12 protein-coding genes are annotated in these 12,338 nt (G+C 41.2%); 1 reads left to right on the forward strand and 11 read right to left on the reverse strand.

The genetic code is table 11. The annotated features are described in order from the left end of the window. Positions 1–147: 147 nt before the first annotated feature. The 9 genes from MHB43_RS18460 to MHB43_RS18500 all read right to left on the reverse strand — a co-directional run bounded on the left by MHB43_RS18460 (position 148) and on the right by MHB43_RS18500 (position 8,427). A complete protein-coding gene (locus MHB43_RS18460; protein ID WP_221821578.1) occupies positions 148–741 on the reverse strand; it encodes a C39 family peptidase in 594 nt (197 codons plus the stop codon). A 41-nt stretch (positions 742–782) separates the two neighbouring features. Further along, positions 783–1,277 (reverse strand): AAA family ATPase, encoded by a 495-nt coding sequence (locus tag MHB43_RS18465; RefSeq protein ID WP_221821580.1) that lies wholly within the window; start codon positions 1,275–1,277, stop codon positions 783–785. 143 nt (positions 1,278–1,420) lie between these two features. Beyond that, the gene (locus MHB43_RS18470; RefSeq protein WP_339177039.1) at positions 1,421–2,167 is read right to left on the reverse strand and encodes a class I SAM-dependent methyltransferase; all 747 of its coding nucleotides are present in this window, start codon (positions 2,165–2,167) and stop codon (positions 1,421–1,423) included. A gap of 236 nt (positions 2,168–2,403) precedes the next feature. Beyond that, complete coding sequence (locus tag MHB43_RS18475; RefSeq protein WP_221821582.1) at positions 2,404–2,829, reverse strand: NUDIX hydrolase; 426 nt, start codon at positions 2,827–2,829, stop codon at positions 2,404–2,406. 63 nt (positions 2,830–2,892) lie between these two features. Continuing rightward, positions 2,893–3,528 carry an SMI1/KNR4 family protein gene (locus MHB43_RS18480; protein WP_339177041.1) on the reverse strand — a complete coding sequence of 212 codons (636 nt, stop codon included), beginning with the start codon at positions 3,526–3,528 and terminating at the stop codon, positions 2,893–2,895. 208 nt (positions 3,529–3,736) lie between these two features. After that, positions 3,737–4,516: a phosphotransferase gene (locus MHB43_RS18485; RefSeq protein WP_405117684.1), complete on the reverse strand. Its 780-nt coding sequence runs from the start codon at positions 4,514–4,516 to the stop codon at positions 3,737–3,739. Positions 4,517–4,577: 61 nt separating this feature from the next. After that, positions 4,578–6,200, reverse strand: coding sequence for a serine hydrolase domain-containing protein (locus MHB43_RS18490; protein WP_405117685.1), 1,623 nt, complete (start codon positions 6,198–6,200; stop codon positions 4,578–4,580). Positions 6,201–6,793: 593 nt separating this feature from the next. Beyond that, complete coding sequence (locus MHB43_RS18495) at positions 6,794–7,003, reverse strand: hypothetical protein (RefSeq protein WP_405117686.1); 210 nt, start codon at positions 7,001–7,003, stop codon at positions 6,794–6,796. Positions 7,004–7,149: 146 nt separating this feature from the next. Then, a complete protein-coding gene (locus tag MHB43_RS18500; protein ID WP_405117687.1) occupies positions 7,150–8,427 on the reverse strand; it encodes a YCF48-related protein in 1,278 nt (425 codons plus the stop codon). A 337-nt stretch (positions 8,428–8,764) separates the two neighbouring features. Here MHB43_RS18500 and MHB43_RS18505 point away from each other — a divergent pair, with 337 nt between their 5' ends. Continuing rightward, positions 8,765–9,694: an L-lactate dehydrogenase gene (locus tag MHB43_RS18505; protein ID WP_405117688.1), complete on the forward strand. Its 930-nt coding sequence runs from the start codon at positions 8,765–8,767 to the stop codon at positions 9,692–9,694. Between the two features lie 279 nt (positions 9,695–9,973). Here MHB43_RS18505 and MHB43_RS18510 read toward each other — a convergent pair whose 3' ends face one another. Then, positions 9,974–10,894, reverse strand: coding sequence for a tyrosine-type recombinase/integrase (locus MHB43_RS18510; protein ID WP_405117689.1), 921 nt, complete (start codon positions 10,892–10,894; stop codon positions 9,974–9,976). 236 nt (positions 10,895–11,130) lie between these two features. Continuing rightward, positions 11,131–12,210, reverse strand: a complete 1,080-nt coding sequence (locus MHB43_RS18515; protein ID WP_339177050.1) for a hypothetical protein — start codon at positions 12,208–12,210, stop codon at positions 11,131–11,133. Positions 12,211–12,338: the final 128 nt, after the last annotated feature.

A 12,338-nucleotide genomic window follows, 5' to 3' on the forward strand; every position in this document is an offset into this window, starting at 1 on the left:
CGAGCTGGTTTACGTAACGGTATTTGTTCACAAAAAAACTCATGCCATTTGGGCATGAGTTGCTTGGTTTAATCACGCAGACGTTCCGAATAAAGCAGATTAGTTCGTTTAAAGCTAATATATCATACCCCTTGAAAGAGAGTCGTCTTACATCTGCATCGGGTGTACAACGATATAGGAGTTTTGAGAAAAAGGTAACCAGGACCTCCATAACATGTTGAGTTCACTTATACTGATTTTTCGATTGTAATATTCTTCATCACAATTAATCTTGTGGTCTAACGATTCTGCCAAGTAAAAATGTGTTTCATCATAACCAACGACGGGAACAAAATGCAAATAACGTTGCTTGGGATGTACTCTAATAAATAAAATAACAGGCACACCCTGGCTGATCTGTTTTTTCAACGTATTCGCATTTCCTCGTAAGTACATTGCCTGATATCCTAGCTTCCTGAAAAAAACAACGACCGCTTTGGGATATACCGTCCCATCCAGTAATTTGCGAGGATAGGTTTCATATAACTTTGTTCCGTTGGACTCCAAACCGAAATGTCTCAAGACAAACGCACTTGAAAATGCAGCGCATTCGTAGTTTTTCTGAATATCCAACCGATTTGAAGATTGAATGTAATATGTGCTTGGCACATTGACTGTGTACATGCGATCTTTCTTAGGGAAACTGAAATAAAGGGAGATCACCCAGAGAATAATCAACCAAAGTAATACATTGAGAAACAAAACGTGACCTCCTTCGTCTCATCAAGATGTCTTTTAGATGTTCATTCCTCGCACCAGTTCTTTAAAACCCAATCTTTAATTTGTTCAGCTACTCCCACTGCTGTAAGTTCTGTCGTATCAATTGTTTGCATTGGCGGGTCAAACGCAGTTTCCGAATTATGGAGTAACCAGTTGGCAAAGTTTTTATGATCTTCAATCAAGTTCACGTCCCACCCACGGGCTCTTAAACGCGTCTCGCGAGTAACATCGTCACAATGCAAGTTCATATATAGAATTCGATCAAATCGATCTATGTAATCGGACGATGCAATGTTTTCCGGAACCATCGTTCCACATAAAACAGTCCCTCGCCCACTTAGCGATATGTTATACGCAATCCTCAACCAATTCTCTTTGGCAATCTGCCAATCCACATTATCGATGATATCCATATCAAAAACGTCAAATTCGGGTAGCTGCTTCCGAACATGCGAAGAGATCGTTGTTTTTCCTGTTCCACTTGCGCCTGTCACTACAAAAAGGGGTAATCTTCTCATAACTCGCTCCTTTAGTTAAAATAAAATTTGATTTATTACGTTCTCCATTGATCTGCTTTCAAGGCATAAATAATAGCGATATATAGGTAGCAGTATCCATTTGATATTTAAACATAGCCCACTCTCCGATTCATTTCATTTAATCACCGTTTTCTTGCTTTAATCACAAAAGATACAGGTAACATCTTTGCTCTTTTAAGGAGACTATCGCTATTATTATGTAATTGCATGATGTCCTCATCGGATTCTTCTATCATTTGTTCAATGACAAATCCCGCTTTCGCTAACGCATTGACATAGGTTGATAGTTGACGATCAGCCAAGGTTAATTCACCCTGACAAAAATCAGGAGATATCGCATACCACGATTCATCAGAATATGGCTTATTGAAGACAAATCTATCATTTTCTTCAACGACACATCTATGAATTGGATGAGACCAACTGAAAATAAAAATACCATCTTTCTTTAAATAAGAAGCGATTCGGCTGAAAGTACCTTCAAGATCGGTTGTCCAACCTATGGCATAAATCGAATACACAGCGTCAAAATAATTAGTAGGAATACCGCATTCCTCTTCCATGGGTGAACATATCAATGTTGCAGGAATTCCGTATGTCCTCAAGTGTTGTTGTGTCTTTTCTATCTGTTTCTGGGATATATCCATACCCCACAGTTCACCTGCTTTGCGGTCTCCATGATACTGCAAGGATTGACCATTTCCACAGCCCACCTCTAACATCTTTAATCCTGAGACATCACCAAAAAGTTGGTGTTTTTCTTCTGAGATAAATGCTCCATAATGTGGAAGCACGATTGCACTCAAAAAGTCATTCCCTTTTGTATCCCAATAAAAGCTGTTTGTTTCATAAACACTGTACTTGTTCATCTGATAGCCTCCTTTATACACTACATTCAGAACATTACTTGTTACCTTCGTTGAAATATGTAATCTCATTGCCATTAAGTAAGCTTTTAAAGCCGTTCTTGTAATAAGGCATAAGCTCATCTGCCTGTGTTATATCCAACCATGCAATCTCAGAGATTTCGTCTGGTCTTGATATCTCTTCTCTCCCTCCGACGATTTACATCGGTTCATTGATTGAACTTCCTTTCTGGAAAATTTTAAATATTATTCTTATCACTGAACTCAATGCAAAAAGGTTGCATCTCAGGTTTTAAGCAATACTCTATTCTTTCTCTGAAGTTTTTCCATTCGACTTTTAAAATGGCTTCTTCGATCGGAAAGAAACCAGACTCTAAGCTCTCCGATGATGTGATTAATTCTCCTCCTATTGGTTTGGCTAGGAATAATGTGTTACATATTGAATTTTCAATATTTTGAAATATTCCACAGAATCTGATGATTTCAATGTCGATTCCGGACTCCTCTTTCGTTTCTCTGACCGCAGCTTGACTTAGGGATTCTCCTTCTTCTACTTGACCACCTGGCATTTCCCATCCTCTTCGTGGTCCTCTAATAAGTAATAATTCATTCTTGTCGTTTATCACGATAGCAGCGGCAGATAAGATATGTTTTGGAGGGCTCATTTATTCGACTCCTTCTAGAGAGATTGGATATGAATTGAAGTTCTTTATTCTAATACGGAGTCATTAATCCTTCTTTGACAAAGCGAGCGTATAGTTCTTGCCATCATAGTTATTCACATTTTCAATGTGTCCTTGTAAATGCCTATAATAACGTTCAGAATTTTCATTATTCCAATTCCAGAAATGCGCGCCATTACATATAATCAGTCTTTCAAACCATCTCTCAAAATTCATATTTACCTTAATTGCGCTATCAACGAACAACATTTCAGTCCAATACAAATAGCTAGAAAATCTATCAATGCATTCATTCGTATTTATAAAAAGCATATCTCCATTATCCGAACCTATTGGAATCCAACCCTGCGGTATCATGCTAACATAATCATAATCTATGTATACCTGTCGAATCATGTTTAAGCTATACAATTGGATCCCCCCTCCATAAAAGGGATGCACGAATATATCTGCTCCATTATGATTTAGTAAAAAAGCTTTATAGTCCCAAGGAATAACTAAATTTAACTCTTCAAATAAAGAATCGATCTCCTGATTTGATGAACCCGGATAAAACGTAAATCTTGCAGGCTCACTATAACCAGTTGAACCTTGTATTAATAATGAATTATTACTATCTAATCTTTTCTTCAAACCCTCTAGAGTTAACTCAACTATATTGAAGATTTCCGAAGATTCCATAAGATTTCATCCCTTTGCTTAAAGTTATCGTATGCCGGTCTTGAGTTCACGACTTCCTCCGAATTAAGCCCAATCGCTAGTTGCGATGCGGATAGTCCGTTCGGTTGTGTTCGTGTGAACTTACTTCTCTAATGCATTCAACAGATCAAGAGCCAAATGACTGAAACGGAACATTTTTAAATCTGAAAGAATATGATTTATAGCCAGACTAAAAGAAGTTATATATCCCGTCTTCAAAATAATTGTATTCTTCATCCGTTATTCTTAAATTTCCATACCCGTTATAAAATATTTCTCTATCTCTTTCATTATCAAACGCATTATGTTTCGGTCTAATGGCTAATGCTACATCATATCTTGGATCGCCATAAGCTGCTCCTGCCCAGTCAATAACTCCAACAATATTGCAATCATTAACTAGCACATTATCTATAGTAAAATCTCCATGAATGAAAGTGTTCTCTATTGGTTTTGGTTTTACTTCTTTTAACTGTTGAAGTAGTTCTTCTGATCCGTCTACAGCAAAGTGAGTTAGATTATATTCTGCTTTGTTAAGCATTAAATCTAACCAAGGAGTGTTATTGTTCAATAATTGAACAGGACAAGAGCATTCATGTATTTTCTTTAAACAAAGCCCAAAGTTAAAAATCGCTTTTTCTTTACTTTGAAGGTCAGGCATCTTAGAGAGAAATTCTCTTAAACTTATTCCATCAATATAATCCATCAGCAGCCATCTCGATGTGTCCTCAGTATGAAATGAATATACCTTTGGAACAGGGAGTCCGGTATGGTAAAGGTATTGAAGCACCTTATATTCATCGGATAACCATTCATTATAAAGATCGTTTTCTGTCTTCTTGATGATGTACTTTTGATCAAACGTATCCAGTATAGCCACAGTAGAAGTATGACCTTGCTTAGGAAAAGTGATTTTCTGGACTTTCCCTATATGTTCTTTTATTTCAATTGGGAGATCTTGAATTTTCATAGTTTTATCCTTTCTACTATCTCATGCTCTTTCTGATCATGTTCTCGTCGATAATTCCGCTCTAAAAGTACAAATCCCATCCCATAATAAAAGCAGCAAATAGGAAAGCCGACATGCCAGACATGATGTATACCGCCTTTTGCTTTTTACTATAGCTTCTTTTCAGCAGTTTGTAGAACAACAAGACAAGATACACCACAGCTAGAATCACATAAACCAGGTTCAAGATGAGATGTGTGCGCAATGAAGAATAGGGGGAGAAGCCTAAGGCACGCATGAACAATAGGATCGTATTCAAAATGAATGCCAGACTGGCGATATTAATGACAATATGATATTTATCAAACCCTGTACCGGGTCTTTCCCAGTTTTTTAATTTGTATTTGGATAACCGAATAAAATAGCCAATTATCGCTCTCAAACTGAGCAGGATCGCTATTGCAAGAGCAATAAAAGATGCTTTGATCAAGTTTATCGTTAAATTGGATACGGGCAAAAAGTCATTATAAGGGATGGAAACCTTCTCAACAGTGCCGTTACGCTCAACAACATTTGCAAAGTTACTAAGGTCAAATGTGGTATATTTCTGTAGACTTAACATCGAATATGCCTTCGTAAAACCGGAAACGACCCGCCGCGCAGGCAGATAATATCCTCCTCCCTCAGATTCAACTGAATTCGTGCTGAAACTACTTCCTAACACCTTTTGTACAAGACCAATGTTATAAGCCATTTCATTTGACTGGTTTGTCATGACTACTAACCCAAAATTAGACTCCGGGTCAAAAACAAATTTACTTGAAAATCCCGCCGTACTTCCAGCGTGTTCCAGTGCAGGCACCCAGTACTCTACTTCAAAGAAGCCATGTGCAATTCGTGGAGTAGAAGTCCCATCGTAATATAGACTGGTTGACAGCATCTCGTCTAACGTGTCCTTGTTCGCAAACAATAAATTGCTACGATCCACCGGCATTAAGGCTGCGAGAAATTTAGCTGCATCCTCTGCTGTTCCAATGGCGCCCCCCGCAGGGTATAAGCTTATGTATGCTCTGTTCTTAGGGATGAGTTTCAAATTCGTAGTGTACCCCTGAATCTCGTTTCTTCTTTTCAAGACGTTTAGATTATCATACTGTGACGGGTGAATCGATGTGTCTTTCATGTTCAGTGGTTTAAATATATGTTCGTTGACATATTTGTAAAAGGGTTGTCCGCTTTGCACTTCAACGATGTAAGCAGCCATAGCCGTACCATAGTTTGAATAAGCAACAACACTCCCAGGTTTATCGATCTGCCTTGGTTCAAATTTTTGTAAAGCTTCACCTAATTCCACAATATCACTCTCGGATGAATACCATAAATCTATCAATCTATCCTCCCATCCTGCGTTATGATGCATAAGGTTCATTAGGGTAACGGGAGCATCGTATTCAAGCTTCTTTAGAAATCCTTCCGGCAAATAGTCCTGAATATCGGTATCCAAATCAAGCTTCCCCTGTTCTACAAGCTGCATAACACTCGTCCAGACCAATAGTTTAGAAGTTGAACCCCATTCAAATACAGTAGAGGTGTCTGCTTTTCTCTGTAGCTCAAAATCTGCATATCCATAGGCCTTATTCACAATGGTCTCACCGTTCTTGATAGCTACAACCGAAACGGCAGCGGTATTCTTCTGATTCGTGGCCACGTATGAATCAATCGTTTCCTCTAGCGAAGACAACGCAATCCTGGAGGGCGTAGTCTCCACATTCTCTACCTCAGCGTTTACAGGTACCGCACATGTCGTAATGATGAATGCAAGTATCAGAACACAAGCGATTACTTTATTAACATAGTAATATTTTCGATTAATCTTCATTAGCCACTCTCCTTATCGTTCTAATATAGTTTTCGTGCCTTTATCACAAAGGTTACAGGGAGCATCTTTGCTTTATTAGCAAAATCATCATTTTACAGTTGCATCAATTATCAAAGTAACATTTTTTATAAACAAGTCTATCCTCTTCTGCAGCAACACATTTGTGGATGACAAAAGTTGTCCTTTGGTATCCCAAAACAAGCCATTGGTTTAATGAATACTACGTTTATCCTTGTCACCTTCCTCCAAACTAAGAGTCAATAAAACAATTCCACATTTTGAGTAATTTACCTTAATTATTTCTATAATAACCCATGCTGCAATATTTGCGAAGTGAATTTAAAAGCGCATACATTTCTCTCCAAATCAAAAAGAACCCTCCCGCAGGAGCGTTCTCTGTGAATGACCCGTGTATCATTAGCCTATGCGTACATCAAGTCCATAAACCCGCGAGTTACATCTTCACCTTCGGCTTGTTCGGGCTGGTCTGCTTGTGCGTGTTCTGCCATGCAAGCCTTCACCGCTTCCTCTGTCGTACAACGATTCGCATCATCACATGTGTAGCATAATTGAAGCATATATCTGGTTAATTCATCCGCCTGCGTGATTTGAGTTTGACCGTTGGTTCTCATCTTCATCACTCCTTCTCTTGTTGAGTTAAATATATCACCTTCTAACATATTTATTTGTGATTTATTTCACAAACTAAGCAAAAAAGAAAAGGAACCCTTAGGCTCCTCTCCATTCTCCTATCTATTCACATCGATAACACTCTACTTTAGAGTACTTTCCAATGTACACCGCCATCTACCGTTTGCAATAACAATGATCTTTTGGCATCTGTATTTTCAACCAATATCCAGCCAAGCATGGGAGTCACCATCTGCATCTTCACAATCTCCGGATAATCTTCGAGAATTTTCTCCAGTACACTGCTTGCTGGAAGAACGCTCCACGTTTTGCCCGCATCCTTGGTGTGGTAGGTTATGCCCTTTTGCATCGCCCAACCTTCCGATGCGTTCAGAAATACCGGTGAAAGGTTACGATTCGGACCCGTTTGTTTGTTTAAAGTGAAATTGGACAGCTTCCAGCTCTTTCCGCCATCGGTGGTAAAGAATCCATTGAATGTCGTGCTCTCCCCTTGAGAACAGGACATTGACATCCAGGCTGATTGCGCTTCACGTCCAAAAAATTGTGGTGAACTAACACTGAAATTACCACACCCGTTGAATTTGTTTCGATCAAAGAAGGTTGGTCCAGTATTCCAGTTCTCTCCGCCGTCTGATGTTACATATAACTTCGGTGTGCCGAACTCCAGCGCTGTTAAGAAACCATGTTTTGGATCCGAGAAAGTCATCCCCATGGTGTATCCACGTTTGGAAATCTCTTCTGCTTCCTGTTTGCCATCTTCATCACTGGATGACATCCGATTCCAGGTAATTCCACCGTCCTCGGTGAAGTAAAGTTTCTTGTCCTGTTTACCAATAGCGGTATCGACCGTGGTGAGAATCCAGCCTTTCTCAGGAGATACAAATGAGATCGCAGTCACTTTATCCGTCTTGGACAGAGAAGACAGGCTCCAGGTTACGCCCCCATTGTTGGTGCGAAGCACCATGGTATCTGTTCCACCCATGCCTTCACGAACAATCCAACCATGTGCACGATCTACAAAATAAATGCTTTGTCCATATTTAGGGTTAGCCGGAAACTGTACATTTTCCGAAGGTGAAATATTGGTCCAGGTCTTTCCCTGATCCTGAGTGTAGTACAGGCGCAGTGCATTCCGCGTCACACCCCACGCCAATCCTCCGTTGTCATTGAGCAACTGAAAATCGGTCAAACGGGTCTGTATTTGGTACTTGGCCATATCTGCAGATTCTGTACTGTTCACAGGGGGAACGACAGTTAATATCTGCCCTGTATTCCCGGCGTCCTCCTGCTGCTGCGGAGGTTCTGCTTCCGGAGGTTGATCTGAGTCGGTGCATGCAGCCAATACAGCTGCTATACCTATAGACAGCAATGCTGTCTGCGCGATTTTAATCCATTGCAAACGCAAGTGGGTTCCACCTCTCTCATCCAATATACAGGCGCGCATGCCTGTCCTATGGCGTTTTATTTACGATTCATCAGAATCCACTGCTCCTATTCTACCACAAACCTTATGTAAAAGGCTCAATTGCCGACTCATGGTTGACCCACTCCCTTTTTCCAGCTCATACTCTGGGCTATAGGTCGCACATTTATTACCATTAATTTCATCCTAAACTGTTTTTCGACGGAATAATTGGTAAAAAGACATGAAATGTGAACTATTTTATAGACAACACTCGCTTTATATTCTCTAATCCCTTAATATGGATGGGAGTATAACCCAAAAAGGAGATGATATGAACATGACAAATAGTGCAGCTCTGAAACCAAGTCGTGTCGTGATTGTAGGCATGGGTGCGGTGGGAACAACAACGGGATACACGCTAATGTTGAGACAGCGTTCGTCCGAGTTGGTATTTGTGGATGTGAATCATGATAAGGCAACCGGCGAAATGCTGGATATGAACCACGGTCTTCCATTTACGGGAGGCGTGAAAGTATGGGCTGGCGATTATTCCGACTGCAAAGATGCGGATATCATTATTATTACAGCCGGTGCTTCCCAGAAGCCTGGCGAAACCCGGATTGATCTGCTGAAGAAAAATGCAAGCATTTTCAAAGATATTATTGAGCGTATTACTGAAGTGAATTCTCATGGTATTTTACTGATTGCAACCAATCCTGTAGATATTTTGTCCTATACTTCGTGGAAACAAAGCGGATGGCCTGCTTCCCGTGTCATCGGTTCAGGTACATTGCTCGATAGCGCACGTTTCCGTTACCTGATTGGTAAGAATAAAGGGATCGACCCGCGTAGTATTCACGCACACATTATTGGTGAGCATGGAGATTCCGAAGTGCCGGTATGGAGCCTGGCTAACGTTGCAGGAACAGATCTGGAATTGGATGAAGAAACACAACAGGATATCTTCGACCGTACCAAAAATGCGGCGTATGAGATTATTAATGCCAAAGGAGCGACTTCCTATGCAATCGCCCTTGCTCTGGACCGCATTGTAGCTGCAATTCTCGGCAACGAAGGCTCCGTTCTGAACGTATCCACGTACCTTGAAGACTACAATGGTGTATCGGATGTTTATCTGGGTGTTCCATGTGTTGTCGATCGTAACGGTGTGCGCGAAATTCTGCCTCTTCCGCTGAATGATTCCGAGAAAGTAGCCTTCCAGGCTTCTGCTAACAAATTAAAAGAACAGATCGCTGGATTGGAATAATCTAGCCTCGCATTCATTCATATCGTGAACGATTTAGCATGTTGAATGTTGTGAATTAAGATATCTGTGCTGGCTAAAAGGACCATTTGTTTCTTCCAGAGAGAAGAAGCGAATGGTTTTTTGTTTTGACTTCAATTTATATGACTATTTAGATATTAGGTATTACATATTAGTTTACATAATATTAATTATGTTTAATCACTCTCCATCCAAACCAATAACAAAAAAGCCTGTCACTTGGACAGACTCCTTTTTGGGATAAATATTGGCTTTTTACTTCTAATATGTCGGGAGTTTAACGTCCAGCAGAGCCATAGCCTCTTCTTTCTCCCTACTGGTGACGTGAGTGTACACCGTTGTTGTTTGAATCGAAGCGTGACCCAGTAGCTCCTGCACGGTACGCAGGTCGGCTCCACGCCGTAACATCATGGTCGCGAAGGAGTGACGCAGCTTATGACTGGAGTAATTTTGACGTTGATTGGCTGGTGATTCCTGCTGGAAGCGTTCAAAGGTTTCTGTAGATATGAGCTGGATACTGCGAATAGACAGTCTCTTCCCTTTCTGCGAGACAAATAACGCTTCCTCTTTCGGTCGCCAAGGATCGAGACGCTCAGCCATCGCTTGTGATAAGACTTTTGCCACAGTCTCCGGTACAGGTAGGGAGCGCCATTTACGACCTTTACCAAATACATCCAATGTACGCCGCTCCGCATTATAGTCTTTGCAATCCAGAGCATGCACTTCTCCAACCCGTAATCCCATATATCCCATCAGTAGAAAAACAGCCAGATTACGTGTACGATACTTGCCTTCTACCGACTCCAAGAAACGTGTCAGCCCACTTTCATCAAGGAAAACGGGCGCACGGTTTTTCTCGGTTTTGGATTTTTTGATCCCAAACGCCGGATTATTGGTTAACAAATCGAGTTCAATGAGGGACTTGTAAAAACAGTTCACCGCGGCATGTTTGCGATTTCTCGTGGCATCACTAACCCCACGCTCCCGAGCGCGGGACAGAAAAGACAACACATGCAGCTTTTTGACCTGCTCCAGTGACTTTCCTTGAATGGAGACCAGGAATTCCACTACGTCACCTGTGTATGATTTTACCGTATGGCCTGTATATCCGGCATCCTTCATCCATATGTGAAAAGCTTCTAGCTCGTCCGCATATTGCTCCTGAATCTCCTCGGTCATCATCTGTCTACGTCACCTCAATTCGGTTCTTTATAAATTGACTAAGATTATTTACACGGGCACTGCGATGACAGAACAACCTTCCAATCGCTGTTATCCCCAGATTTTTCTGATTCCCTTTTCTCAAGGGGAAAATCCGTGGATAAAGGCGAACGCTTCACTTTTTCAGGTTCTTTCTGTCCTCTCCGTTTTCGTGTAAATGATTAGTTCAATTTATATATTTATTATAAAGCAGTGCTCTACGCTTCATCCACAATGACAACGTCAATCAGCGGAATGATCGTTTCAGGTTTGCCTTGACTACGGGTAAGTACAAACGATGGCAATGGATTCTCGTGCAGACCATTCACGGATTCACAGATCTGAGTATACAAATTCATATGCAACGTCTCGCCTTCACCCGCCACATCAATGACAGGCCAATCGTTCTGAACGCAGGCAGGCCAGTAAGCCAGCTCATTCGCAGGTATGATACTTAATTGTTGAATGGACGGATCAATACGGTAGATCCCTTGCCGTTCAGGTTCATCACCCAGCTTGTCCACGGCAAGTATTCCAGCCGACTGCTCATCTGGTGCAGAATAGAGTGAATAACACCACGGAGTCACGCCCCAGGCAATCACCATCAGCCCCTCTTCCAGCAACGTATCTGACAGATTCCCTTCGGCAAATTGCTCGATCAGATTATGGTTACCTTGTCCTATCAGTTCCTCTACACGTTCAGCGAGTCGAGGCAGGTCAGCGAGAATGAACCCTCCTCTCCCGTAGGAGTCAAACACATGATGGTTTCTGCTCCACACAGCTTGAGTTGGTGAACTCAACGACGCTGCTTCTGCCGGGAAAAGCGATATATATACAGTGATAACTTGTGCATACTTAACCATTGCAAGCTGTTCAGGTTCAAGTGTACCTTCGGCAATACGAGGTGTTTTCATATGCAGGGAGATTCGCAGTTCGTATTCCCCCTCTGTAAATGCTGCCCAACCAAGATTAACAGACTGTTCAACGCCTTCAATAGATGTAATGGAGATTGAGCTATCCGGTTTCAGATTAACAGCATACTGCACGTATGCCAGCTCCTGACCATAGATGATATTGGCATCTTGACGATTGACGGGTGAATCCAACTGTTGTGCAATGACAGATACCTTACGTCCATCCTTCAGAAGACGCTGCGGATCAATATCCAACTGTAGGTCATCTGCACCTCCTGATTGTGAAACAACTAATTGTGCCTCTGCAAGTACGGATGAGTCAGCCAAGGCAAATCCAAAAGCTTCATTTTGATGATCTGAATTCGTATGTAATGGTGTGTTCATGATACATCCCCTCTCTTATGTCTGATGGCATGTCACATCCCCAAATATATTTCATATTTGGCTTAGCCGCAACCCCGCCCCCGTGATTAAGTTGGTTACTTCCCTAATTACTTACCCATATATGAAGA

This window comes from Paenibacillus sp. FSL H8-0317 (assembly GCF_045040685.1).
Lineage (GTDB): Bacteria > Bacillota > Bacilli > Paenibacillales > Paenibacillaceae > Paenibacillus.